Here is a 24,386-nt window from a genome sequence, read left to right as displayed (position 1 = left end):
GAAGTTCAGACGTTCCGGAACCGGTTGATGGCGTCGATGTGCTGCGCCCGCTTCTCGTGGTCGCGCACACCGAGGCCCTCCTCGGGGGAGAGGCACAGGACGCCGACCTTGCCCTGGTGGACGTTGCGGTGCACGTCGTGGGCGGCCTGTCCGGTGTCCTCCAGCGAGTAGACCTTCGACAGCGTCGGGTGGATCTTGCCCTTGGCGATCAGGCGGTTGGCCTCCCACGCCTCGCGGTAGTTGGCGAAGTGCGAGCCGATGATCCGCTTCAGCGACATCCACAGGTAGCGGTTGTCGTACTCGTGGTGGTAGCCGGAGGTGGAGGCGCAGGTGACGATGGTGCCGCCCTTGCGCGTCACGTAGACGGAGGCGCCGAAGGTCTCGCGGCCGGGGTGCTCGAAGACGATGTCGACGTCCTCGCCGCCGGTGAGTTCACGGATCCGCTTGCCGAACCGCTTCCACTCGCGCGGGTCCTGGTTCTGCTCGTCCTTCCAGAACTTGTAGCCCTCGGCCTTGCGGTCGATGATCGCCTCGGCGCCCATCTTCCGGCAGATCTCCGCCTTGTCCTCGCTGGAGACGACGCAGATCGGGTTGGCACCGCCGGCCAGCGCGAACTGGGTGGCGTAGGAGCCGAGTCCGCCGGAGGCGCCCCAGATCAGGACGTTGTCGCCCTGCTTCATGCCGGCACCGTTGCGGGAGACCAGCTGGCGGTACGCGGTGGAGTTGACCAGGCCGGGGGCCGCCGCCTCCTCCCAGCTCAGGTGGTCCGGCTTCGGCATCAGCTGGTTGGACTTCACGAGCGCGACCTCGGCGAGTCCGCCGAAGTTGGTCTCGAAGCCCCAGATGCGCTGCTCGGGGTCGAGCATCGTGTCGTTGTGGCCGTCGCTCGACTCCAGCTCGACGGAGAGGCAGTGCGCGACGACCTCGTCGCCCGGGTTCCAGGCGTTGACACCGGGCCCGGTGCGCAGCACGACGCCCGCGAGGTCGGAGCCGATGATGTGGTACGGCAGGTCGTGACGCTTCGTCAGCTCGCTCAACCGGCCGTAGCGCTCCAGGAATCCGAAGGTCGCCATCGGCTCGAAGATCGAGGTCCAGACCGAGTTGTAGTTCACGGAGGAGGCCATGACGGCGACGAGCGCCTCGCCGGGGCCGAGCTCGGGAACCGGAACGTCGTCCAGGTGGATGGACTTGCGCGGGTCCTTGTCGCGGGTTTCGAGCCCCGCGAACATCTCCGTCTCGTCCTTGTGCACGGTGATCGCGCGGTACGAGTCGGGGAGCGGCAGGGCGGCGAAGTCGGCAGACGTGGCGGTCTGCGACTGAATCGCGTCCAGGATGTCCTTCACGGTGGTGCCTCCGGCGTCATGGGGCCTCCCCTGCTCGAGCGAAGCCGAGAGCTTGGGGAAGTTTGAGGGGAACGCTGAGTCGGGTGTGGCTGCTGAGGGTTGAGGGTGTGCCGTCGGTTCGGCGGGGGTGGTGCTGTGGCAGCGCTTGGTGTGGCGCGGAAGGTTGCCTGTGACGCAGGCGTCCGGGCGCGCGAATCACGGTCGTACGTGCCTCGCGGGGACAGCCCTCGCACGGAAGTTCTCTGTGCGCCGGCCGCCCGGACACCTTCAACGTATGGCACAGCGTGACAACACACAAGGCACTGCGTGCCATCAATTTCGCTCAGGTGAATTTTTTGCTGTTCAAGTGAGCGATGATCGATCAGGCGAGGTCAGGGGCGGGTTTCCGGGCCCGGAAAGGATCGATGATCGATCACGGGGGCTGGTGGTGGTGCGGCCGGGGAACGCAAAAGGCGCCTCACCTGGCACGCAGTGCCAGGTGAGGCGCCTTCGAAGCGGCGGACCCGCTACCGGTTCCTGAGCGCCTCTTCGATCGTGCGCATGACCTCCGGAAGCGGAGCGTCCGTGCGGGCCACCGTCACGAGCACCTCGCCGTTCCGCGAGACCTGCGCGGGGGCCTCGGGTGCGGCCGGGGTGCGGCCGGCGCCGATGCCGGTGCCGAACGTGCGGCGGACGATCGCGAAGGCGTGGTCGAGCTGGGTCTCGACGTCGCCCTGGCCGTCCGCCCGCAGCCAGCGCCGCAGCACGTGGTTGTGCGCGGTGACGACGGCGGAGGCGGCGACCTCGGCGAGCAGCGGGTCGTCGTTGCCGTCGTGGTGGGCCTGCTCGTCGAAGTGGCCGAGCAGATAGCGGGTGAAGAGGCGCTCGTAGCGGGCCACCGAGGCGATCTCGGCCTCGCGCAGCGTCGGGACCTCGCGGGTCAGTTGGTAGCGCGCCACGGACACCGCGGGCTGCGCGGCGTACATCTTCATGACTTCCTTGATGCCCCGGCAGACCGTGTCGAGCGGGTGCTCCATGGGCGGCGCGGCGTTCAGCACCGCCTCCGCGCGCACCAGGGTGTCGTCGTGGTCCGGGAAGATCGCCTCTTCCTTGGAGCGGAAGTGACGGAAGAAGGTGCGCCGGGCGACACCGGCGGTCGCGGCGATCTCGTCGACCGTCGTCGCCTCGTACCCCTTCGTGGCGAAGAGCTCCATCGCCGCGGCCGCGAGCTCGCGGCGCATCTTGAGCCGCTGGGCGGCGGCCCGGTTGCCCGCGGCGCTCTCCGGAGCGTCGGGCGTGGCGGAGGTACGGGAGGACTGGTCGGCCTTGGACATGACCCGAACGTACTGCATGTACGTTCCCGGTGGTGTCCCGGTCAGCGGGCCGCCCGACTCTCCGAGCAGCCCGCCCCAACCGGATTCGGCCTCCCCGGGCGAATCAGCGCTTGGCATATTCGCGGAAACCACGGCCCGTCTTGCGGCCGAGGCAGCCCGCGGCTACCAGGTGCTCAAGGAGCGGCGCGGGCGCGAGACCCGGATCGCGGAACTCGCGGTGCAGCACGCGCTCAATGGCGAGGGAGACGTCCAGGCCCACCACGTCGAGCAGTTCGAACGGGCCCATCGGGTAGCCGCCGCCGAGCTTCATCGCGGCGTCGATGTCGTCGAGCGAGGCGTAGTGCTCCTGGACCATCTTGATCGCGTTGTTCAGGTACGGGAAGAGCAGCGCGTTCACGATGAACCCGGCGCGGTCCCCGCAGTCCACCGGGTGCTTGCGGACCTTGCGGGTCAGCTCGCGGACCGTGGCGTGCACCTCGTCGGACGTGAGCACCGTGCGCACGACCTCGACGAGCTTCATGGCCGGGGCCGGGTTGAAGAAGTGCATCCCGATGACGTCCTGCGGGCGCGAGGTGGCGCGGGCGCAGGCCACGACGGGGAGCGAGGATGTCGTCGTCGCGAGGATCGCGCCGGGCTTGCAGACCTTGTCGAACGTCGTGAACAGCTGCCGCTTCACGTCCAGGTCCTCGGCGACGGCCTCCAGGGCCAGGTCGACGTCGGCGAACGCGTCGTAGGAACCGGCGGGGGAGATGCGCGCGAGGGTCTCCTCGGCGTTCTCGGCGGTCATCCGGCCCTTGTCGACGGAGCGACGAAGCGACTTGGCGATACGGGACTTGGCCGCCTCCGCCTTCTCCTCACTGCGGGCCGCGAGCACCACGTCGTACCCGGCCTTCGCGAAGACCTCGGCGATACCGGAGGCCATCGTGCCCGAGCCGGCGACGCCGACGGTGCGGACGGTGCGGCTGGGCCCCGCGATCGCGTCGCTCAGCGGCGTCAGGGCGTCGCGCACCACGACGGAGCTGCCCGGCGCCTCGTACGTGTAGAAGCCGCGGCCCGCCTTGCGGCCGGTCAGACCCGCCTCGCTGAGCTGCTTGAGGATCGGGGCCGGGGCGTGCAGCCGGTCGTGCGACTCGGCGTACATGGCGTCGAGGACGGTACGGGCGGTGTCGACGCCGATCAGGTCGAGCAGCGCCAGCGGGCCCATCGGCAGCCCGCAGCCCAGCTTCATCGCGGAGTCGATGTCCTCGCGCGAGGCGTACTTGGCCTCGTACATGGCGGCGGCCTGGTTGAGGTAGCCGAAGAGCAGCCCGTCGGCGACGAAGCCGGGCCGGTCGCCGACCGCCACCGGGTCCTTGCCCAGCTCGATGGCGAGATCGGTGACGGTGGCGACGGCGGCCGGCGCGGTGAGCACGCTGGACACGATCTCGACCAGCTTCATCGCCGGGGCCGGGTTGAAGAAGTGCAGGCCGAGGACGCGCTCGGGCCGTGCGGAGTCGGCGGCGAGCCGGGTCACGGACAGTGCGTTGGTGCCCGTCGCGATGACCGTCTCGGGGCGCACGATGCCGTCGAGGTCGCGGAAGATCTGCTGCTTGATCTCGTACGACTCCGGGGCGACCTCGATCACCAGATCGGCGTCGGCCGCGGCCTGAAGGTCGGTGAAGGTGCGGAAGCGGGCCAGCAGGTCCGCCCGCTGCTGCTCGGTGAGGTGTTCGCGGCGCACCGCGCGCTCCGTCGAGGCCTCCAGGGCCGCCACGGCGCGCGCGGTCGCGGACTCGCTGATGTCGATACCGATGACCTCGCGCCCGGCACGGGCGAGCACCTCGGCGATGCCGGTGCCCATGGTGCCCAGGCCGACGACGGCCACGGTTGAGATACGGGACAGGGGAGCGTCCATCTGGGAACTCCAGAAAATGAGGGGTGACGACTGCTGCGACTGATTCCGGCGCACGTACGCGAATCGGCGGACGCGGGCTGCGCGTGCCGCCAACATGCATGAGCGGTGCGGGAGGTGAATCGAACCGGCGGCCCTGTCCCGGGGCCGAGCCGTACTGCGGTACACACGGGTACCGAACCGACTGACACTCACGGCGGCTGCGTCACCAGGCCGCCGCGAGCGGTGCTGCGGGAACCATGCCCCGCTCACCTGAGCTTAACCGGCGAGTAACGAGCGCGCCAGTCCCCGGCGTTGAAAGGTCGTTGTGAGCTACGTCGCCGCTGGCCGTGCGCGTCTACCCTCGACGTCATGGACGAAGAGTCGCGAACGGTAACGGAACGCATCCGGAAGGAATCCGGCGGAACGCCCGAGTTCGAGCAGTTGGCCGCCACGCACGACAGGGACGAGCTGGCGACGGTGCTCACCGCGCCGCAGCAGCCGCTGTGGGCGCGGGAACTGGCGGCGTACCGGCTCGGCATGGCGGGCGACGGCCGCGCCTTCGAGTCCCTCGTCCTGCTGCTCAACCATCGTGACCCGCAGCGCTGCGCGGCGGCGGCGCAGGCGCTGGCCGCGCTCGGCGACCCGCGCACCGCGCGGGCGGCGGCGGCCCTGGCGACGAACGAACTCCGTGTCGCCTACGCCCTGCACCCCGTCCGCCTGCTCACCCAGTTGCGCGCCCCGGAGTCGGCCCCGGCCCTCATCGCCACGCTCCGTCGCCGTCTCGTCCCGCACGACCCGTACCGGAAGGTGGCGCTCGCCTGCGTGGAGGGTCTGGGCAGCCTCGCCGACCCCCGCGCCCGCGACGTCCTCAAGGAGGCGGCCACCCACCCCCGCCTGGCAATGGCGGCGGAGGCCGCCCTGGCCCGCCTGCCACAACAGTGACCCGGTGCCCCCCGTCACTCCGCCGTGACGGCCGGGGCGGCCGTCCTCACAGCAGGGTGAGCTGGGTCGGGGAAGTGGGGGTCGGCGGTTCCTCGGGGGTGGGGATGCGGCGGGTGGTGGAGGCCCGTGAGGGGCCGATGCCGTATTCCTCGGCCAGTTCGTGGACCTGGCGGGTCACGCGGCGCTGGTACCACTTCGGGGCGTACGCGCCCTCCGCGTAGAGCCGTTCGTAGCGGCGCACCAGGTGCGGGTGGTGCTGGGCCAGCCAGCCCATGAACCACTCGCGGGCGCCGGGGCGCAGATGCAGGACCAGCGGGGTCACGGACGTCGCGCCCGCCCGGGCGATGGCGCGGACCGTGGCCCGCAACTGGTCGGGGTGGTCGCCGAGGAAGGGGATCACCGGGGCCATCAGGACGCCGCAGCCGATGCCCGCGTCGGTGAGGGCGCGTACGACGTCGAGCCGGCGCTCGGGCGCGGGCGTGCCCGGCTCGACGGTGCGCCACAGCTCGGGGTCGACGAAGCCGACGGACACCGAGATCCCGACGTCCGTCACCTCCGCCGCCTGGCGAAGCAGCGGCAGGTCGCGCAGGATCAGCGTGCCCTTGGTCAGGATCGAGAACGGGTTCGCGTAGTCGCGCAGCGCCTCGATGATGCCCGGCATCAACTGGTAGCGGCCCTCGGCCCGTTGATAGCAGTCGACGTTCGTGCCCATCGCGATGTGCTCGCCGTGCCAGCGGCGCGAGGCGAGGTGGTGGCGCAGCAGCTGCGGCGCGTTCGTCTTCACCACGATCTGGCTGTCGAAGCCGAGCCCGGTGTCGAGGTCCAGATAGCGGTGGGTGTTGCGGGCGAAGCAGTACACGCACGCGTGGGTGCAGCCCCGATACGGGTTGACGGTCCACTCGAACGGCATCCGGGACGCCCCCGGCACCCGGTTCACGATCGACCGCGCCCGGATCTCGTGGAAGGTCACACCCGCGAACTCCGGGGTGTCGAAGGTCCGACTCACCACCGCGTCCGCGCCGAACAGCGCGGCATCGCGGGCCCGCCCGTGGTCGGCCGGCTCGTCCGTGAGGTTCTCCCAGCGCATGACGCCTCCTCGGTAGCACTGACCACAGAATAGAACACATGTTCCCTTGATCGTGCGAGCCCCGTGCGAACCCGCCCGGATGCGGTCCCGACCCCGATTTGGGCGGCCGGTACGGAGGGTGGTTGGCTTGACACCGCCCTAGGGCTGGTCGTCCCAGGCGGTCCCTTGAAGAACCAACTGCTGGAGGAAGTGTCATGGCGCAGGTCGAGGCCACCACGGAACGTGTCGTCGCCGCGAAGCCGGACGATGTCTTCGACGCCCTCGCCGACTACAGCGGCACCCGCGAGAAGGTGCTGTCCGAGCACTTCAGCGAGTACGAGGTGCGGGAGGGCGGCGACGGCGAGGGCACGCTCGTGCACTGGAAGCTCCAGGCCACCAGCAAGCGCGTGCGCGACTGCCTGCTCGACGTGACCGAGCCCACCGACGGCGAACTCGTCGAGAAGGACCGCAACTCTTCGATGGTCACGACGTGGCGCGTCACCCCGGCCGGCGACGGACAGTCCCGCGTCGGCGTCACGTCCGTCTGGAACGGCGCGGGCGGCATCGGCGGCTTCTTCGAGAAGACCTTCGCCCCCAAGGGCCTCGCCCGCATCTACGACGCCGTGCTCGCCAAGCTCGCCGCCGAAGTCGAGAAGTGACCTGCGTGAGCGGCGAGTTGTGACACTCGCTCACCGGTCCGCCGCTCACCGTTTCGAGTGGTTCTCGTTTCCCTGCCGTTGTACGCCGTAGGGCTCCTACCGGCGGATACGTCGATCCGGCCCACCTGAACAGCGACTCGTCGCGCTTGCCCCCAGTTGTCGCGCAATGCGAGAAATGGGCCGGGCAAGGGTGACGAGGGGAGCTGCAGGTGGGCACGACGACGCTGGTGACCGACCCGGTCGGGGAGCCGGTGGCCCCGCCGGACCTCCCGCCGGATCCCCAACCGGCCGCGGAACCGGCCCCGTTGCCCGCCCACGGGCTCAGCCCGCGCCGCGTGCGCATGGTCTTCGTCGGCCTCATGCTGGCGCTGCTGCTCGCCGCCCTGGAGCAGATGATCGTCGCCACGGCGCTGCCCAGGATCGTCGGCGAACTGCACGGCCTGGACAAGATGTCCTGGGCGATCACCGCCTACCTGCTGACCTCCACCGTCGGCCTGCCGATCTACGGAAAGCTCGGCGATCTCTTCGGCCGCAAGGGCGTCTTCCAGTTCGCGATCGTCGTCTTCATCGTCGGCTCCGCGCTCGCGGGCCGCGCGCAGACGATGGACCAGCTCATCGCGTTCCGCGCCGTCCAGGGCGTCGGCGCGGGCGGTCTCATGATCGGCGTACAGGCGATCATCGGCGACATCGTGCCGCCGCGCGAGCGCGGCCGCTACATGGGCCTGATCGGCGCCGCGTTCGGCCTCGCCTCGGTCGCGGGCCCGCTGCTCGGCGGCTACTTCACCGACCACCTCTCCTGGCGCTGGTGCTTCTACATCAACGTCCCGTTCGGCCTGCTCACCCTCGTCGTGACGGCCGTCGTCCTCAAGCTCCCCAAGCCCACGAAGAAGCCCCGACTCGACGTGCTCGGAGCCCTGCTGCTGGCCACCGCCTCCACCTGCCTGGTCCTGCTGACCAGTTGGGGCGGCACCGAGTACGAGTGGGGCGACCGCGTCATCATCGGGCTCGGGGCGGGCGCCCTCGTCTCGGCGCTCCTCTTCCTCGTCGCCGAGCGGTTCGCCGCCGAACCCCTCATCCCACTGCGGCTCTTCCGCGACTCCGTGTTCAACATCAGCGGGCTGGTCGGCATGGTCGTCGGCGTCGCGCTGTTCGGTGCGGCGAGCTATCTGCCGACGTTCCTCCAGATGGTCGACGGGGCGTCGGCGACGGAGTCGGGCCTGCTGATGCTGCCCATGATGGGCGGAGTGGTCGTCGCCTCCATCGTCTCCGGACAACTCATCAGTCACACGGGCCGCTACAAGCTGTACCCGATCCTCGGGGGCGCGCTCTCGACGGCGGGCATGTACCTGCTCTCCCGCCTCGAAGTCGACACCCCACGCCTCGAATACAGCGTCTACATGGCCGTGTTGGGCGCGGGCATCGGCCTGATCATGCCGGTCCTCGTGCTGGCCGTGCAGAACTCCGTACGCGCCTCGGACCTCGGCACCGCCACCAGCGCCAACAACTACTTCCGGCAGATCGGCGGCAGCGTCGGCGCCGCGATCTTCGGCACGCTCTTCGCGGACCGGCTCACCGACAGCCTCGCCGAGCGGGTCCCCGCGGGCGGGGACGTGCCCGACGCCGAGTCCATCACCCCGCAGCTCGTGCACGCGCTGCCCGCGGCGCTGCGCACCCCGTACATCGAGGCGTACGCCGACGCGATGCCGCGCATCTTCCTCTACCTGGTGCCGGTCCTCGTCCTGGGCCTGCTCCTCGCCTTCTTCCTCAAGGAGACCCCCCTCTTGTCCAGTTCCGCCGGATCCGTCGGCTCCGAGACCCACGTCATCCCCTCGCAGGAGCGCACCACCGCACACGCCGCCGGGGTCCCGGTCTGCGGGACCGTACGGCACTCCGACGGCACGCCCGTGCCGCGCGCCGCGCTCACCCTCATCGACGTGGGCGGCTCCCAGATCGGCCGCGGGGCGAGCGGCGACGACGGCCGCTACGCGCTCGCCACGCCCGGCACGGGTTCGTACGTCCTGATCGCGGCGGCGGGCGGCCACCAGCCGCAGGCCGTGACGGTCACGGTGGGCGAGCGGCCGGTGGACCTCGACGTGGTCCTCGGCGGCGCCGGGCGCCTCGCGGGATCCGTGGTCACCGCGGACGGAACCCCCGTACGCGAGGCGATCGTCACGCTGACGAACGTGCAGGGCGAGGTGGTCGCCACCACCCGCAGCGGTCGCGAAGGCTCCTACGTCATCACGGAGTTGGTGGCCGGCGAGTACACCCTCGCCGCCAGCGCCCCGGCGTTCCGCCCCGCCGCGCTGCCCGTGACCGTCATGGCCTCCCGCGAGACCCGGCAGGACGTGGAGCTCGCCGGAGGGGCGATGCTGCGGGGGACCGTGCGGGCCGGGGGCGGGCGGCCGGTCGAGGACGCGCGGGTGACGCTGCTGGACGTGGCGGGGAACGTGGTCGACACGCTGACGACCGGGGCGGACGGCACGTTCCGCTTCATCGACCTGGCGTCGGGCGAGTACACGGTCATCGCGGCGGGCTACCCACCGGTGGCCACGGTCCTCCAGGTAGCCGGCGGCGGCCGCACAGACCGCGACCTCCAACTCGGCCACGAGGACTGATACCCGTACCGGGGGCAAGACCAAGCCCCGCCGGCGATTGAGGCGCGGGGGCCGGGGCGGAGCCCCGAGGTGTGGGGCGGTCCACCGCGGCACCGTCAAGACCCGCACCCCAATTCCCGGCAAGAAACCCCCAGTCAACCGGCGGAGCCGTACCGTGGAAAGAGGCGGCGCGCACCCCCGGCGCGCCGGAGGGAAGGAACGCGCCGATGCACGGCACCGATCAAGCCCCGCAGGGCCGCGTCCCCCTTGCCGTGGTGATCGTCGACCACGCGTCCCGCGTCTCCCACTGGAGCAGCGGAGCCCGCCGCCTCTTCGGCCCGTCCAGGGACGACGCGGTGGGCCGCCCCGCCACCGACCTGCTGCCCGTGTCCGGCGCGCTCCCACAAGAGGCCCCCGCACCGCACGACTTGGAGGATTCGCTCGGCGGACAGCTGTCCTACCCGGCCGCCGGCCGGGCCCGCCTCGACACCAGCGCCGAGCCCCACGACCGCATCGACGTCCTGTGGTGGGCGTACCCGCTGGTGGGCCCTGGCCCCGAGCGGCTGCTGGTGCTCGCCGTGGACGCCCGCAGGCTGGCCGCCGAAGGAGGACCCGAGGTCGAGCGGATAGCTCCCGGGTTCGCGCTGCACACGGACTTCCCGGCGGCCGACGAACTCGCCCGCAAACTGCCGGAGATCCTGCCGAGCATGAGCGTCGCCGAGAGCGCCCGGATCGTCTCGCAGGTGCTCGAACTCGGCTACCCGGTCCTGGAGTTCAGCCAGCACGACCGGGTCCCCGTCACGGCGGACTGGGGCGTGTCCCGGCGCACCGAGCGCAAGGCACGCCGCGCGGAGGCCGCGCGCGCCACGGCGGCCGGGGTGCCGTCCCCGCGCGCGCCCCTCGACGACGCCGACACCGCGGAGGACCTCGAGTACGCGGCCGTGCGCGACCGCCTCGAATTCCTCAACGAGGTGAGCGGCCGCATCGGTTCGTCCCTCGACCTGTCCCGCACGATCGTCGAGGTCAGCCGCGCGGTCGTACCGCGGTTCACCGATGTGGCAGGCACGTATCTGCGCGAGCAGGTCGTCGCGGGGGAGGGCTTCCCCGAGGGGGCGCCCGACGCCACCACGATGTGGCACCGCGTCGCCCTGGAGCACACCGACGAACCGGGCCGCTGGGACGATGTCGTACCGGTCGGCGAGTCCATGCCGTTCCCGGTGCACACGCCGTTCTTCCAGTGCATGACCAGCGGCGAACCGGTCCTCGTGCCGTACATCTCGGAGGAGATGGGCAACGCGATCGCGGCGCAGTTCGAGAAGCGGGACATCCGGCCGCTGATCAACCACCGGTCGATGCTGGTCGTGCCGCTCAAGGCGCGCAACGTCGTGCTCGGCTTCATGATCCTGCTGCGCCACCAGGAGCGGCCCGTCTTCAACGACATGGACCGCGCGACCGGCGCCGAACTCGCCGCGCGCGCCGGCCTCGTACTCGACAACGCGCGCATGTACACGTACCAGGAGGCCGTCGCCGAGACGCTGCAGGACAGCATGCTGCCGCAGATCGAGCCGCACATGCCGGGCTGCGACATCGCCACCCGCTATCTGCCGGGCACGCTGCTCGGGCGGGTCGGCGGCGACTGGTTCGACTCCATCAAGCTGCCGGGCGCGCGCACCGCGCTCGTCGTCGGGGACGTGATGGGACACGGGCTCAACTCGGCGGCGATGATGGGCCAGTTGCGGACCGCCGTGCAGACCATGGCGGCGCTCGACCTGCCCCCGGCCCAGCTCCTGCGCAATCTCGACGACCTGGCGCAGCGCCTCGGCGACAACTACCTCGCCACCTGCCTGTACGCCGTGTACGACCCCATCGAGGGGGAGCTGCACCTCGCCAACGCCGGGCACATCCCGCCGGTCGTCGTGCACGCCGCCGACGGCAGCAGTGAACTGCTCGAACTGCCCACGGGCGCCCCGATCGGCGTCGGCGGCGTGCCCTTCGAGTCCGTACGCGTCCCGGTCGCGCCCGGCGACCGCCTCGTGATGTGCACGGACGGACTGGTCGAGGTGCGCGGCGAGGACATCGGCGTGGGGCTCGCGACGCTCTGCGAGTCCGCCGCCCACCCGGCCGCCTCCATGGACGACGCCTGCGACACCATCATCCGCTCGCTGGCCACGCGCGGCGGGCGCAAGGACGACGTGGCGCTGCTGCTCGCGCGGCTCAACGGCTTCGCACACGACGACGTCGCCCACTGGCGGTTCGAGCCGGAGGGCGCCGAGGTGCCACGCGCGCGTGCCCTCGTGCGCGATCAGCTCGCGCGGTGGGGCCTCGCGGGGATCTCGGACTCCGCCGAGACGATCGTGAGCGAACTCGTCACCAATGCCGTGCGCCATGCGGGCGGCGGGCCCTTCCAGCTGCGCCTCGTGCGCTCCGGGACGCTGCTGTGCGAGGTCGAGGACACCGAGCACGCGCTGCCGACGCTGCTCAACGCAGGGCCCGGGGACGAGTTCGGGCGTGGCCTGCGGGTGGTGGCGCGGCTCTCGCGCGCGTGGGGCACGAGCCGCACCGCGACCGGCAAGACGGTGTGGTTCGAACTCTCCGCGTCGTCCCGGTGAAGGTGCGTCCGGCGCGCTTGTGGGGCTCGCCCGGGAGCGGTAGACCGATCTGACACCGCGGCCGCCGTACCCCCGGGGAGGGTTCCATGAGCGTGAGCGAGCGCTACAGGGAAGCGTGGGAAAGCTTCTGGGAGGATGCCTCGTCCGAGCCGGGAGGTGTCTTCTGGGACTCCGATCCGGCCCTCACGGCGGGGCTCCACCTCGCCCTGTTCGAGCCGGAGTTGGTGGCGCCGGATCTGCCCATGGTGGACCTCGGCTGCGGGAACGGCACGCAGACCCGCTTCCTCGCCGACCGCTACCCGAGAGTCGTCGGCGCCGATCTGTCGGCCGCCGCCCTCGGCCGGGCGCGCGAGTCCGACCCTGCGGGCCAGGCCGACTACCGGGAGCTGGACGCCACCGACAAGGCCCACATGGGTTCCCTGCACGCCGAGCTGGGCGACGTGAACGTCTACATGCGCGGGGTGCTGCACCAGTGCGAGCCCGACGACCGGCAACTGCTCGTCGACGCGATCGCGGCGCTCGTCGGCGAGCGCGGCCGGGGCTTCGTCGTCGAGCTGTCGGAGCGGGCGAAGCCGGTCCTGGAGGAGCTCGCGGCGGGGCCCGCCGGACCGCCGCCCAAGCTGGGCGAGGTGTTCGCGCACGACATCGCGCCGGGCGAGGTCTCGGACGACATGGTGCACGTGTACCTGGCGGCGGCGGGGCTCTCGGTGCTCGCCGCGGGGGAGCTGCCGTTGGTGACGACGGAATGCGCGGCCGACGGCGGTCGGATCGAGCTTCCGGCGAGCTGGCTCGTAGTGGGGCGGACGGTGTGAGTCCGGTCGCCGTCGCAACGCGCTGACGAGCGAGAACTCCTCCCAACGGGTGTGAAATTGGTCTATGCCACTGGGAGTTATCCACAGGTCTGGTGCGGCCTGCCCCGATCCGCGTACCGTGCTGGCCATGAAGATCCTCATCAGCGCCGACATGGAGGGGGCCACGGGCGTCACCTGGCCCGCGGACGTCCTGCCCGGCACACCGCAGTGGGAGCGCTGCCGTTCCATGTTCACCTCGGACGTGAACGCGGCGGCGCTCGGTTTCTTCGACGGCGGCGCCGACGAGGTGCTCATCAACGAGGCGCACTGGACGATGCGCAATCTGCTGCTCGAACAGCTCGACGAGCGGGTGGAGATGCTCACCGGGCGCCACAAGTCGCTGTCCATGGTGGAGGGCGTCCAGCACGGCGACGTCGACGGCATCGCGTTCATCGGCTACCACGCGGGCGCCGGCATGGAGGGCGTGCTCGCGCACACCTACCTGGCGAACCAGATCACGGGCGTCTGGGTCAACGACGTACGGGCGAGCGAAGGCCTGCTGAACGCGCACGTGGTGGCCGAGTACGGGGTGCCCGTCGTCCTCGTGACCGGCGACGACCACGCGTGCGACGACGCGCTCGGATACGCGCCGGAGGCCCGCAAGGTCGCCGTCAAGGACCACGTCTCCCGGTACGCGGCCGTCTGCCGCACCCCCGCGCGGACCGCCGCCGACATCCGGGCCGCCGCCAAGGACGCCGCGTCGATCGCGGTGCGCCACGCGCCGGCGCAGGCAGGACCGTTCACGATCGAGGTCGAGTTCGACGCCGAGCACCTCGCCATGGCCTCGACCGTGGTGCCGGGCGTGGCGCGGACCGGCGAGCGCAGGATCGCGTACACCCACGAGACCATGTACGAGGGCATCCGCACCTTCAAGGCGGTCACCACGATCGCCTCGGCCGCGGTGGAGGAACAGTATGGCTGAGCAGATCACGGGGACCGTCGACCAGCAGGCGCTCGACGAGGTCGTCGCGTTCACCTCCGAGCTGATCCGCATCGACACCACGAACCGCGGCGGGGGCGACTGCAAGGAGCGGCCCGCCGCCGAGTACGCGGCCGAGAAGCTGTCCGAGGCGGGCCTGAAGCCGACGATCCTGGAGCGCACGGCGGGCCGCGGCAATGTCGTCGCCCGCATCGAGGGCACCGACCCCACGGCCGACGCCCTCCTCGTCCACGGCCACCTGGACGTCGTCCCCGCCGAGGCGGCCGACTGGAGCGTCGACCCGTTCTCCGGCGAGGTGCGCGACGGCGTCGTGTGGGGCCGCGGCGCCGTCGACATGAAGAACATGGACGCGATGATCCTCGCGACCGTGCGCGAGTGGGCGCGCGTCGGGTTCCGGCCGCGGCGCGACATCGTCATCGCCTTCACCGCCGACGAGGAGGCCAGCGCCGAGGACGGTTCGGGCTTCCTCGCCGACCAGCACCCCGAGCTCTTCGAGGGCTGCACCGAGGGCATCAGCGAGTCCGGCGCCTTCACCTTCCACGACGGCAGCGGCAAGCAGCTCTACCCGATCGCGGCGGGCGAGCGCGGCACCGGCTGGCTGAAGCTCACCGCGCGCGGAAGGGCGGGCCACGGCTCCAAGGTCAACAAGGCCAACGCGGTGGGCCGGATCGCCGCCGCCGTCGCCCGTATCGACGAGCACGAGTGGCCGGTGCGGCTCACACCGACGGTGCGCTCCGCGCTGACCGAGATGGCCGCGCTGTACGGCATCCGGGCCGACGTGGACGCGCCGGACTTCGACGTGGACGAGTTGCTCGCGGCGCTCGGCCCGGCCGCCGACCTCGTCGCACCGACGGTCCGCAACAGCGCCAACCCGACCATGCTGTCCGCCGGCTACAAGATCAACGTGATTCCGGGGGAGGCCACCGCATTCGTCGACGGGCGCTATCTGCCGGGCGGCGAGGACGAGTTCAAGACCACCCTCGACCGGCTCACCGGGCCCGACGTCGACTGGGAGTACCACCACCGCGAGGTCGCCCTCCAGGCCCCGGTCGACTCGCCGACGTACCGGAGCATGCGCGCGGCCGTCGAGGAGTTCGCGCCCGAGGGGCACGTCGTCCCGTACTGCATGTCGGGCGGCACGGACGCCAAGCAGTTCTCCCGGCTCGGCATCACCGGCTACGGCTTCGCCCCGCTCAAGCTGCCCGAGGGCTTCGACTACCAGGCCCTGTTCCACGGCGTCGACGAGCGGGTCCCCGTCGAGGCACTGCACTTCGGGGTGCGGGTGCTCGACAGATTCCTGCGCACCGTCTGAGCGGGCGGCGCACTGCCCGCCGGGCCGGCCGCACGACCCCCGCGAAAGAGCATTCGAGGAACCACCCGCAGGACACGGACTAGGAAAAGATGGCGGACGCGAAGAACATGGGGGAGACAGGACACATGCGGGGCGGGGACGAGATGCACACGCGAGAGTACGGATCCTGGCCGTCGCCCATCGACGCCGAGCTGGCCGCGGCGCGCGACGGGCAGCCCGAGTACGTCGGGTTCGTCGGCGCCGAGGCCTGGTGGACCGAGCCGCGACCCACCGAAGGGGGCCGCCGCGCGCTGGTGCGCCGCCTGCCCGACGGCACGGAACGCTCGGTGCTGCCCGCGCCGTGGAACGTCCGCAGCCGCGTCATCGAGTACGGCGGCCGCCCCTGGGACGGGGCCGAGCGCTCCGAAGGCCCCCTCGTGGTGTTCGTGAACTTCGCCGACCAGCGCCTCTACGCCTACGAGCCCGACGTGCCCGGCGCCGAGCCGCGCCCGCTCACCCCCGTCTCCGCCGTCGGCGGCGGACTGCGCTGGGCCGACCCGCAGCTGCACGTCGAGCACGGCGAAGTGTGGTGCGTCCTGGAGGAGTTCACCGGCGAAGGCCCCGGTGACCTGCGGCGACTGGTCGCGGCGGTACCGCTCGACGGTTCGGCGGCCGAGGACCGGGCCGCGGTGCGCGAACTCACCGACGACACCCACCGGTTCGTCACGACCGCCCGGCTCTCGCCCGACGGGCGGCGCGCCGCGTGGATCGCCTGGGACCACCCGCGCATGCCGTGGGACGGCACGGAACTGCTGCTCGCGGAGGTCGCGGGCGACGGAACGTTCGGACCGGCGCAGCCGGTGGCGGGTGGCCCCGAGGAGTCCGTCTGCCAGGTCGAGTGGGCGCCCGACGGCGGGCTGCTGTTCTCCAGCGACCGCAGCGGCTGGTGGAACCTCTACCGGCTCGACGTGCGCGGCGGCTGGGAAGTCCCGCCCCGGCAGGACCAGCCCCCCAGAGGGGCCGACGTCCGCGGCGCCGCCGCGCTGTCCGTGCCCACCACCCCGCAGGGCGCTTTCGCCCGGCCGACCCTCGCCGCCGCCCGGCCGCTGTGCGCCCGCGACGAGGAGTTCGGCGGTCCGATGTGGAAGCTCGGCCTGAGCTGGTTCAAGCCGCTGGACGCCGGTCTCATCGCCGTCGTGCACGGCGTCGGCGCCACCGCCCTCGGCGTCCTCGATCCGGAGACCGGCGAGGTCGTCGACACGGCCGGGCCCTGGACGGCCTGGTCCTCGACGCTCGCCGTGCACGGCAGCCGCGTCGTCGGCGTCGCCGCGAGCCCGCGCACCGCGCCCGAGGTCGTCGAGCTCGACACCTGCACCGGGCACACGCGCGTGATCGGCGCCGCGCACGACGACCCGGTGGACGCCGCGTACTACCCCGAACCCCAGATCCGCACCTTCGAAGGACCCGACGGCCGGGACATCCACGCCCACATCTACCCGCCGCACAGCCCCACCCACACGGCCGTCGACGGCGAACTCCCGCCGTACGTCGTCTGGGCGCACGGCGGCCCCACCGGGCACGCGCCCCTCGTACTCGACCTGGAGATCGCCTACTTCACCTCGCGCGGCATCGGCGTCGCGGAGGTCAACTACGGCGGCTCCACCGGATACGGGCGCGAGTACCGCAACCGGCTGCGCGAGCAGTGGGGCGTGGTCGACGTCGAGGACTGCGCCGCCGTCGCGCTCGCCCTCGCCGAGGAGGGCACCGCCGACGGCGAGCGGCTCGCCGTGCGCGGCGGCAGCGCCGGAGGCTGGACCAGCGCGGCCTCCCTGACCAGCACGGACGTCTACGCCTGCGGGACGATCATCTATCCCATCCTCGACCTCACCGGCTGGGCGGAGGGCGAGACCCACGACTTCGAGTCCCAGTACCTGGAGTCGCTCGTCGGCCCGCTCGCCGAGGTGCCCGCGCGCTACGCGGAGCGCTCGCCGGCCGAGCACGCCGACGGACTCACGGCCCCGTTCCTGCTGCTCCAGGGCCTCGACGACGTGATCTGCCCGCCCGTGCAGTGCGAGCGGTTCCTGGAGCGGGTGGAGGGCGAGGGGCGGCGGGTGCCGCACGCGTACATCGCCTTCGAGGGGGAGGGGCACGGCTTCCGCCGGGCGGACACGATGATCCGCGCCCTGGAGGCGGAGCTCTCCCTGTACGCCCAGGTGTTCGGCCTCCAGACGAGCGGCATCCCCACGCTGGAACTGACCAAGTGAAGCCCCTGCTGCGCCCGGAGCGGCTGGCTCCGGGCGCGCGGGTCGCCGTCGTGGCGCCCAGCGGGCCCGTCCCGGAGGACGCGCTCCAGACCGGTCTGGACATCCTGCGCGGCTGGGACCTGGAGCCGGTCGTCGCGCCCCACGTCCTCGACGTGCACCGGGAGTTCGACTACCTGGCGGGCGCGGACGCCGACCGGGCCGCCGACCTCCAGCGGGCCTGGTGCGATCCGGACGTGGACGCCGTCCTCTGCGCCCGTGGCGGCTACGGCGCGCAGCGCATGGTCGACCTGCTCGACTGGGCGGAGATGCGGGCCGCCCGGCCCAAGGTCTTCGTCGGCTACAGCGACATCACCGCGCTGCACGAGGCGTTCGCGGTGCGGCTCGGTGTGAGCACGCTGCACGGGCCGATGGTCGCCACGGCCGACTTCCGCAAGAATCCGCGGGCCCAGGAGCACCTGCGGGCGACGCTCTTCGAGCCCGGGACGGTCCGGGTGATCTCCGCCGTCGAAGGCGGCGGTGGCGCCCTGGTGCCCGGCACCGCGCGCGGTGTCACGCTCGGCGGCTGCCTGTCGCTGCTCGCGGCGGACCAGGGCACGGTGGGGGCGCGGGGGTCGGCGCGGGGCGGGTTGCTGTGCCTGGAGGACGTGGGCGAGGAGGCGTACCGCGTCGACCGCTACCTGACGCAACTCCTGCGCGGCGGCTGGCTCGACGGTGTCTCCGGGATCCTCCTCGGTTCCTGGAAGGACTGCGACCCGCTGCGCGACCTGCTCACGGACCGCCTGGGCGGTCTCGGCGTCCCGGTGACGGACGACTTCGGCTTCGGCCACTGCGAGGGCTCCTTGACGGTGCCCCTCGGGATACCGGGCGAACTCGACGCGGAGGCGGGCACGTTGACCCTGGCCGTCCCGGCACTGACCTGAACGGTGGCCGGGGCGATTCAAGCCCCTGCGGCGATTGAGCAGCGGGGTCCGGGGCGGAGCCCCGAGGCGTAGGGGGGATGCGTCCACGATGATCATGCGCTTCACGAAACCTCCGCCCAAACGGGGAGATTCACCCGGCAGGGTCATTGCTCCCTGATGACACGTGCCACACGATGGCTCCGCGCTCACCGTTACCCATCGGTAAGCACCCGCGCATCGTGGAGGTCGCCGTGCTCAGATCCCGCATCCCGCTCGTCGCCGCCCTGGCCGCCGTCGCCGCGGCCACCCTGTCCGCCCCCGCCCGGGCGGCGGACACCGCCCCCGACCCCGTCACGGTCACCCCCCTCAAGTTCACCGTCGACACCGGCGGCCGCACCTGCACCGTGGACGCCGACCTCTACCACCCCGCGGGCGTGGACGCCGCGCACCCCGCCCCCGCCGTCCTGACCACGAACGGCTTCGGCGGCAGCAAGGCGGACGGCTCCACCGACGCGAGCGCCAAGGCCTTCGCGCAGCGCGGCTATGTCTCGCTCGCCTACTCGGGCCTCGGCTTCGGCAAGTCCGGCTGCCTGATCTCGCTCGACGACCCGCGCATCGACGGCAAGGCCGCCTCCGCCCTCGTCGACTTCCTCGCCGGCACCCGCGCCGCCGACGACGGCACGAAGATCGACTACGTCACCGCCGACAAGAAGGGCGACCCGCGCGTCGGCATGATCGGCGGCTCGTACGGCGGCGCCATCCAGCTGGCCACGGCCGCCGTCGACCGCCGCGTCGACGCGCTCGTCCCGCTGATCACCTGGAACGACCTCGCGTACTCCCTCGACCCGCAGAACGCGCGGGGCCCCGAGGCAGCCGACGTCCCCGGTGCCTTCAAATGGCAGTGGACGAACGGGTTCTACCTCATGGGCGAGGGCCAGCCGCTGCTCTCCCCGTCCCTCGACCCGTCACGGATCAACAAGCTCGGCTGTCTGCACTTCGTCGACGACGCCTGCGACACCATCCGTACGCTCAACTCCGGCAGCTACCCGGCCGCCGACACCCAGCGGCTGCTCTCCTACGCCCGCAGCGTGTCCCCGGTCTCGTACGTGAAGCAGGTGAAGACGCCGACGCTGCTCATCCAGGGGCAGGCCGACTCGCTGTTCAACCTGAACGAGGCCAGGGCGACGTACGACAGCCTCACGGCGCAGGGCACGCCCGCCAAGATGATCTGGCAGTCCTGGGGCCACAGCGGCGGCCTCACCGACCCGGCCGCCGGTGAACTCAACCTCTCCGAGGGGAACCTGGAGACGAGCTACGTCGGGCGCCGGGTGCTCTCCTGGTTCGACCGGTATCTGCACAAGAAGGACGGCGTCGACACCGGGCCCGCGTTCGCCTACTACCGCGACTGGATCGCCGACCCGAACGGGACGTACGCGACCGGGCCGGGCGTACCCGCCCTGAACCGCACGCTGTACCTGTCCGGCGACGGAAAGCTCGTCGACAACCGCAAGAAGGTGGCGCGCGGCAGCCGCGAGTACCGCAACTGGCTCGTCCCCACCAGCCACTCCGAGTCCTCGCTCGCGGGCCTCATCGGCCTGTCCGACCCCGCCCCGTACGACACCAAGGGCACATACCTCGACTGGACCACCGATCCGCTGACCTCCGCCACCGATGTCGTGGGCGCCCCGCAGGCGACGCTCAAGGTGATCTCGCCGAAGGCGGAGCGCACGCAGAACTCCGGCAACGCGGCCGACAAGCTGGTGCTCTTCGCGAAGCTGTACGACGTCGCGCCCGACGGCTCGAAGACGCTGGTGCACCGGCTCGTCGCCCCCGTCCGCGTGCCCGACGTCACCCGCCCCTTCACCGTCTCCCTGCCCGGCATCGTGCACCGCTACGAGAAGGGGCACCGGATCCGCTTCGTGATCGCCGCGAGCGACGACGCGTACGGCGGCAACAAGGGCGTCAAGCCGGTGACCGTCACCAGCGCCCCCGACGACACCGGAACGGTGCGGCTGCCCGTCGTGCCGTAGCCGCGCCACCGTGGCCGTCACCCGGACGGGCCCCTGACCTGTGCGTTCGCGCCGCCTTCCCGGACATCCTTGGCAGGGGAGGCGGCGACGGCCTCCGGGGGATCGACGGGAAGGGTCCATCGATGAGCCCCAAGGACAGTGCGAGCTCGAAGAGCGGCGGCGGCACGTTCACGCCGGCCAGGATCGGCGTCCTGGTCCTGGCCGTGCTCGGCCTGGTCTTCATCTTCGAGAACACCCGGCACGTGAAGATCCGGCTGCTGATCCCCGAGGTCACCGTGCCGCTGTACCTGGCGCTGCTGATCACGGCGGTCATCGGCGCGGTCTGCGGCGGCTACTTCGTGAACCGCAGACGCAGATGAGCCGCGGGCACCTTCCATGAAGGCCCGAAGGCCGACCTGAGCCGGCCCGACGGCCGACCTAAGCTGGCCCGATGGCCGACTCCCTTGCCCCGGGCTTTCTCGCCACGAGCGCCCGCGTGGGCATCCGCCCCTACTCCCTCGACGAGGCCGACGTCGCCGAGTTCACGGCACGCGCGCGTGAGAGCGCCGCACTGCACCGGCCCTGGCTGTTCCCGCCGACCGGCGCGACGGCCTACGCCGAGTACGCGGGCCGGCTCATCGCGGACCCGACCCGGCACGGGTTCCTGGTGCACGAGCGGGACGGCGCGGCGGGCGGCGCCTCGGAAGGTTCCCTCGCCGGGTTCATCAACATCAACAACGTGGTGCTCGGCGCCTTCCGCTGCGGCGCCCTCGGGTACGGGGCTTTCGCGCATGCCGCAGGGCGCGGACTGATGTCCGAGGGGCTCGACCTCGTCGTCCGACAGGCGTTCGGCCCGCTCGGACTGCACCGCCTGGAGATCAATGTGCAGCCGGGCAACACGGCGTCGATCGCGCTCGCCCGCCGGGCCGGATTCCGCCTGGAGGGACTGTCCCCGGACTTCCTCTTCATCGACGGCGCCTGGCGCGACCACGAGCGCTGGGCGCTCACGGCCGAGATGACGCCACGGGCTAGCGGCGCGACTTCCGGTTGATCTTCATGGTGTCCATGTCGGTGACGGTCGAGCGCAGCTCACCGTGCCCGTACCCGCGCTCCGCCAGATACGCCTGCGCCTTCTCCTCGGCGAGCGCCCCCGCCATCTCGTCGCCGTCGTCCGGGTCGGACTCGACGACATAGCGCATGGAGAAGTGCTTGAGCGTGCGGTCGTAGGCGAGGGAGCCCTCCGGGCCGAACTTCATGCCCGCGATGCCCTCGTGCTCGGCGACCTCGGCGAGCAGCCGCTCCCGCGCCGCGTCGGTGAGGTCCTCGAAGGTGGCGCGGACGATGACTCGGTAGGTGTGGCTCTCGGCCATGGTGGTGCGTTCCCCTCGGGCGTACGTGCTGCCTGCCTGTTGGTCGCGGCGGTGCGCTGAAAGCGCCAGCGTACGTCGTCGGCGGCGGCGTCTTTGCGCAATTCTGACCGGAGGCCACCCTGTTCAGCTTCCGGATGACCATGTTCCATGGGCGTCGGGGGCGGGTCGCGTCCCCTGGTGACGGGAGGCGCACGTGACCGAGATCCGCCGTTCGGTACTGACCCTGCCGGGCGTGGCCCCGGGCCCGGACAATCCGCTGCCGCCGCTGCGGCCCCTCGACGAGGCGCACGTGGTCGACGAGCGGACCAAGGAGGACATGCCGCTCGACATGGCGCGGCAGGTCGGCTACCGGCCGCTGCGCAGTGTGCTGCCCGAGCGGATCCGCGACGGGTACGGGCGCGAGCGCGCCCCGGTCGACCTCGACACGATCGTCATCGAGAACGACCGGCTGCGGGCGACGGTGCTCCCCGGCCTCGGCGGTCGCGTCGCATCCCTCTTCCACAAGCCGACCGGACGCGAACTCCTGTACCGCAATCCCGTGTTCCAGCCCGCCGATTTCGCGCTCAACGGCGCCTGGTTCTCCGGCGGCATCGAGTGGAACATCGGGGCCACCGGCCACACCGCCCTGTCCTGCGCACCCCTGCACGCCGCGCGCGTGCCCGCCCCCGACGGCGGCGACATGCTGCGCCTGTGGGAGTGGGAACGCCTGCGGGATCTGCCGTTCCAGGTCGACCTGTGGCTCCCGGACGGCTCCGACTTCCTGTACGTCGGCGTACGCGTCCGCAATCCGCACGAGAAGCCGGCGCCCGCCTACTGGTGGTCCAACATCGCGGTTCCCGAGGAGCGCCGCGTGCTCGCGCCCGCCGACGAGGCCTGGTACTTCGCCTACGAGCGGACGCTGACCCGGGTCCCCGTGCCGGAGCACGAGGGAATCGACCGCACGTATCCGCTCAACAGCACCTTCCCCGCCGACTACTTCTACGAGGTCGAGGACGGGCGGCGCCGCTGGATCGCCGCGCTCGACGACGCCGGGCACGGGCTGGTCCAGACGTCGACCGATCTGCTGCGCGGCCGGAAGCTGTTCGTGTGGGGCAGCGGGACGGGCGGGCGGCGCTGGCAGGAGTGGCTGACCGAGCCCGGCACCGGCGGCTACTGCGAGATCCAGGCCGGGCTCGCGCGCACCCAGCTGGAACACGTACGCCTGGAGCCGGAGGGCGAGTTCAGCTGGCTGGAGGCGTACGGGCCGCTGTCGGCGGACGCCGAAACCGTGCACGCGAGCGGGAGTTGGGGGCGTGCGGTCGGTGAGGTGGAGCGGCGCCTTGAGAGCGCCCTGCCGCGCGCCGACGTCGACGCGGCGTACGAGGCGTGGCGGGCCTGCGCGGATGTGGAGCCGGGGGAGCGGCTCGCGACCGGGTCCGGCTGGGGTGCGCTCGAAGTGCTGCGCACGGGATGGAAGTTGGCGGGCACGCCGTTCGACGAGTCGACGCTCGGTGAGGCGCAGGCGCCGTGGCGCGCGCTCCTGGAGACGGGGGCCTTCCCGGAGCAGCGCCGGGTCGGCCCGCCCGGGCCCTCACTGGTCTCCCCGCCGTGGCGGGACATGCTGGAGACGGCGCCGGCCCGGCCCTTGTCCGAGTACCACCTGGGCATCGCCCAGTGGCACGCGGGCGACCGCGCACAGGCCGTACGGAGCTGGGAGCGCGGCCTCGAACTCGCGCCGTCGCTCTGGCCGTTCCTGCGCTGCCTCGCCGTGGCCGACGCGGCGGACGGCAACATGGAGCGGGCCGCGGACCGCTGCGTCGACGCCTTCGACGACCTGTGCGCGGAGCGGCGGGACGAGGGCGAGGCGTGGCGGGCGGCGAGCGCGGCGCTCGGGCGGGAGGCGATGGCGACGCTTCTCGCGGCGGGTCGCGTGGCGGCGGCGCGCACGGTGTGGAACCGGCTGCATCCGGAAACGCGCGAGCGCGGACGGTTCCGCCTGATAGAAGCGGAACTGCTCTGCGCAGAGGGCGAGTTGGCGGCGGCACGCGCCATCTTCGACGCCGGATTCGAGGTGGCGGACCTGCGCGAGGGCGCCGAAACGATCGGCGAGGTGTGGACGAAGGCAGCCGGCCAAGGGGTCCCCCTGCCGGACCGCTACGAATTCCGGATGCGCCCGGAGCCGTCGTAACACTTGCGCGGCACCGGGGGCCGCCTTGCCCACCCTGCCGCCCAAGGCGGCAGATTGCCCAAGGCGAGACGGCATCGGCCGGTGCCGGTAAATCAAGCCCCTGCGGCGATTGAGCAGCGGGGGCCGGGGCGGAGCCCCGATCTTTTCCAGCCCCGCCGGCGATTGAGGCGCGGGGTCCGGGGCGGAGCCCCGTGGC

Annotated in this window: 18 protein-coding genes; 13 read left to right on the top strand and 5 right to left on the bottom strand. The window is 71.8% G+C overall.

The genetic code is table 11. The annotated features are described in order from the left end of the window. Positions 1-5: 5 nt before the first annotated feature. From ccrA to ACY34M_RS10410, 3 genes are all read right to left on the bottom strand, one after another. A complete protein-coding gene (ccrA, locus tag ACY34M_RS10420) occupies positions 6-1,343 on the bottom strand; it encodes a crotonyl-CoA carboxylase/reductase (protein ID WP_462719324.1) in 1,338 nt (445 codons plus the stop codon). Positions 1,344-1,849: 506 nt separating this feature from the next. Beyond that, entirely contained in the window at positions 1,850-2,674 is an 825-nt protein-coding gene (locus ACY34M_RS10415; RefSeq protein WP_462719323.1) for a TetR family transcriptional regulator, read from the bottom strand. Between the two features lie 85 nt (positions 2,675-2,759). Beyond that, positions 2,760-4,550 carry a 3-hydroxyacyl-CoA dehydrogenase family protein gene (locus ACY34M_RS10410; RefSeq protein WP_462719322.1) on the bottom strand — a complete coding sequence of 597 codons (1,791 nt, stop codon included), beginning with the start codon at positions 4,548-4,550 and terminating at the stop codon, positions 2,760-2,762. Between the two features lie 348 nt (positions 4,551-4,898). Between ACY34M_RS10410 and ACY34M_RS10405 the strand changes: the two genes are divergently transcribed. Further along, positions 4,899-5,471, top strand: coding sequence for an adenylosuccinate lyase (locus ACY34M_RS10405; protein ID WP_462719321.1), 573 nt, complete (start codon positions 4,899-4,901; stop codon positions 5,469-5,471). A gap of 46 nt (positions 5,472-5,517) precedes the next feature. Here ACY34M_RS10405 and ACY34M_RS10400 read toward each other — a convergent pair whose 3' ends face one another. Then, positions 5,518-6,558 (bottom strand): Rv2578c family radical SAM protein, encoded by a 1,041-nt coding sequence (locus ACY34M_RS10400; RefSeq protein ID WP_462719320.1) that lies wholly within the window; start codon positions 6,556-6,558, stop codon positions 5,518-5,520. 194 nt (positions 6,559-6,752) lie between these two features. Between ACY34M_RS10400 and ACY34M_RS10395 the strand changes: the two genes are divergently transcribed. From ACY34M_RS10395 to ACY34M_RS10345, 11 genes are all read left to right on the top strand, one after another. Continuing rightward, complete coding sequence (locus ACY34M_RS10395) at positions 6,753-7,196, top strand: SRPBCC family protein (RefSeq protein WP_462719319.1); 444 nt, start codon at positions 6,753-6,755, stop codon at positions 7,194-7,196. A 209-nt stretch (positions 7,197-7,405) separates the two neighbouring features. Further along, on the top strand, positions 7,406-9,811 hold the full coding sequence (locus ACY34M_RS10390) for an MFS transporter (RefSeq protein WP_462719318.1): 2,406 nt from the start codon (positions 7,406-7,408) through the stop codon (positions 9,809-9,811). 206 nt (positions 9,812-10,017) lie between these two features. After that, entirely contained in the window at positions 10,018-12,399 is a 2,382-nt protein-coding gene (locus ACY34M_RS10385) for an ATP-binding SpoIIE family protein phosphatase (protein ID WP_462719317.1), read from the top strand. 86 nt (positions 12,400-12,485) lie between these two features. Then, positions 12,486-13,211 carry a class I SAM-dependent methyltransferase gene (locus ACY34M_RS10380; protein WP_462719316.1) on the top strand — a complete coding sequence of 242 codons (726 nt, stop codon included), beginning with the start codon at positions 12,486-12,488 and terminating at the stop codon, positions 13,209-13,211. Positions 13,212-13,338: 127 nt separating this feature from the next. Then, positions 13,339-14,172: a M55 family metallopeptidase gene (locus tag ACY34M_RS10375; RefSeq protein ID WP_462719315.1), complete on the top strand. Its 834-nt coding sequence runs from the start codon at positions 13,339-13,341 to the stop codon at positions 14,170-14,172. Continuing rightward, positions 14,165-15,502, top strand: coding sequence for a M20/M25/M40 family metallo-hydrolase (locus ACY34M_RS10370; RefSeq protein WP_462719314.1), 1,338 nt, complete (start codon positions 14,165-14,167; stop codon positions 15,500-15,502). The genes ACY34M_RS10375 and ACY34M_RS10370 overlap by 8 nt, the downstream gene beginning before the upstream one ends. Before the next feature lie 143 nt (positions 15,503-15,645). Then, positions 15,646-17,745 carry a prolyl oligopeptidase family serine peptidase gene (locus ACY34M_RS10365; RefSeq protein WP_462719464.1) on the top strand — a complete coding sequence of 700 codons (2,100 nt, stop codon included), beginning with the start codon at positions 15,646-15,648 and terminating at the stop codon, positions 17,743-17,745. After that, positions 17,742-18,665 carry a S66 peptidase family protein gene (locus tag ACY34M_RS10360; protein ID WP_462719313.1) on the top strand — a complete coding sequence of 308 codons (924 nt, stop codon included), beginning with the start codon at positions 17,742-17,744 and terminating at the stop codon, positions 18,663-18,665. Before ACY34M_RS10365 ends, ACY34M_RS10360 begins: the two co-directional genes overlap by 4 nt. Before the next feature lie 173 nt (positions 18,666-18,838). After that, a complete protein-coding gene (locus tag ACY34M_RS10355; protein ID WP_462719312.1) occupies positions 18,839-20,674 on the top strand; it encodes a CocE/NonD family hydrolase in 1,836 nt (611 codons plus the stop codon). Positions 20,675-20,796: 122 nt separating this feature from the next. Further along, positions 20,797-21,033: a LapA family protein gene (locus ACY34M_RS10350; RefSeq protein ID WP_462719311.1), complete on the top strand. Its 237-nt coding sequence runs from the start codon at positions 20,797-20,799 to the stop codon at positions 21,031-21,033. 71 nt (positions 21,034-21,104) lie between these two features. Continuing rightward, positions 21,105-21,704, top strand: coding sequence for a GNAT family N-acetyltransferase (locus ACY34M_RS10345; RefSeq protein ID WP_462719310.1), 600 nt, complete (start codon positions 21,105-21,107; stop codon positions 21,702-21,704). Here ACY34M_RS10345 and ACY34M_RS10340 read toward each other — a convergent pair. After that, complete coding sequence (locus tag ACY34M_RS10340; protein ID WP_462719309.1) at positions 21,682-22,023, bottom strand: DUF6204 family protein; 342 nt, start codon at positions 22,021-22,023, stop codon at positions 21,682-21,684. The genes ACY34M_RS10345 and ACY34M_RS10340 overlap by 23 nt on opposite strands. 193 nt (positions 22,024-22,216) lie before the next feature. Between ACY34M_RS10340 and ACY34M_RS10335 the strand changes: the two genes are divergently transcribed. Further along, a complete protein-coding gene (locus ACY34M_RS10335) occupies positions 22,217-24,190 on the top strand; it encodes a DUF5107 domain-containing protein (RefSeq protein WP_462719308.1) in 1,974 nt (657 codons plus the stop codon). The last annotated feature ends 196 nt before the right edge of the window (positions 24,191-24,386 follow it).

The organism is Streptomyces sp. EDA2-14 (genome assembly GCF_054963755.1).
This window is presented reverse-complemented; position numbering and strand designations above follow the sequence as displayed.

Bases quoted from the DNA above. Each gene is read 5' to 3' on its own strand.
- ACY34M_RS10415 (WP_462719323.1), bottom strand. From the start codon at position 2,674: ATGCAGTACGTTCGGGTCATGTCCAAGGCCGACCAGTCCTCCCGTACC.
- ACY34M_RS10410 (WP_462719322.1), bottom strand. From the start codon at position 4,550: ATGGACGCTCCCCTGTCCCGTATCTCAACCGTGGCCGTCGTCGGCCTG.
- ACY34M_RS10405 (WP_462719321.1), top strand. From the start codon at position 4,899: ATGGACGAAGAGTCGCGAACGGTAACGGAACGCATCCGGAAGGAATCC.
- ACY34M_RS10400 (WP_462719320.1), bottom strand. From the start codon at position 6,558: ATGCGCTGGGAGAACCTCACGGACGAGCCGGCCGACCACGGGCGGGCC.
- ACY34M_RS10395 (WP_462719319.1), top strand. From the start codon at position 6,753: ATGGCGCAGGTCGAGGCCACCACGGAACGTGTCGTCGCCGCGAAGCCG.
- ACY34M_RS10385 (WP_462719317.1), top strand. From the start codon at position 10,018: ATGCACGGCACCGATCAAGCCCCGCAGGGCCGCGTCCCCCTTGCCGTG.
- ACY34M_RS10380 (WP_462719316.1), top strand. From the start codon at position 12,486: ATGAGCGTGAGCGAGCGCTACAGGGAAGCGTGGGAAAGCTTCTGGGAG.
- ACY34M_RS10375 (WP_462719315.1), top strand. From the start codon at position 13,339: ATGAAGATCCTCATCAGCGCCGACATGGAGGGGGCCACGGGCGTCACC.
- ACY34M_RS10370 (WP_462719314.1), top strand. From the start codon at position 14,165: ATGGCTGAGCAGATCACGGGGACCGTCGACCAGCAGGCGCTCGACGAG.
- ACY34M_RS10365 (WP_462719464.1), top strand. From the start codon at position 15,646: ATGCACACGCGAGAGTACGGATCCTGGCCGTCGCCCATCGACGCCGAG.
- ACY34M_RS10355 (WP_462719312.1), top strand. From the start codon at position 18,839: ATGGCTCCGCGCTCACCGTTACCCATCGGTAAGCACCCGCGCATCGTG.
- ACY34M_RS10350 (WP_462719311.1), top strand. From the start codon at position 20,797: ATGAGCCCCAAGGACAGTGCGAGCTCGAAGAGCGGCGGCGGCACGTTC.
- ACY34M_RS10345 (WP_462719310.1), top strand. From the start codon at position 21,105: ATGGCCGACTCCCTTGCCCCGGGCTTTCTCGCCACGAGCGCCCGCGTG.
- ACY34M_RS10340 (WP_462719309.1), bottom strand. From the start codon at position 22,023: ATGGCCGAGAGCCACACCTACCGAGTCATCGTCCGCGCCACCTTCGAG.